The sequence below is a fragment of the Burkholderia sp. GbtcB21 genome (genome assembly GCF_019091065.1).
GTDB classification, from domain to species: Bacteria; Pseudomonadota; Gammaproteobacteria; order Burkholderiales; family Burkholderiaceae; genus Burkholderia; species Burkholderia pyrrocinia_C.
The window spans coordinates 1-249 of the sequence record NZ_JAGXKA010000368.1 but is presented as its reverse complement, the minus strand read 5'-3'; the positions used below and the strand labels follow the sequence as shown (position 1 = coordinate 249).

The window sequence follows — 249 nt, the reverse complement described above, 5'->3', positions numbered from 1 at the left end:
AAACCCACGCTATCGGCCCGGCTGTCGGTAAAGGCGCGTTCGGTACCGCGCAGTCTGCTCAGGTGCACCCGGCCGAGCGGGTCGTAGCTCACTTCGCGCACCGTGCCATTGGCGTCGGTGGTCTGCTGCGGCAGCAGGGTCCAAGGGTCGTAGGCGATCCGGGTCGTGTTGCGCCGCGCATCCGTGAGCTGGGTCGGGGCGAGCGTGCGCTCGTCGCGCTCGTACCGCGTCCAATTGCCGAAGGGGTCG

Annotated in this window: 1 protein-coding gene; it reads right to left on the bottom strand. The window is 69.1% G+C overall.

The annotated features are described in order from the left end of the window. A partial coding sequence (locus KVT39_RS37125) for a hypothetical protein (protein WP_217591505.1) occupies positions 1-249 on the bottom strand: 249 nt, incomplete at both ends.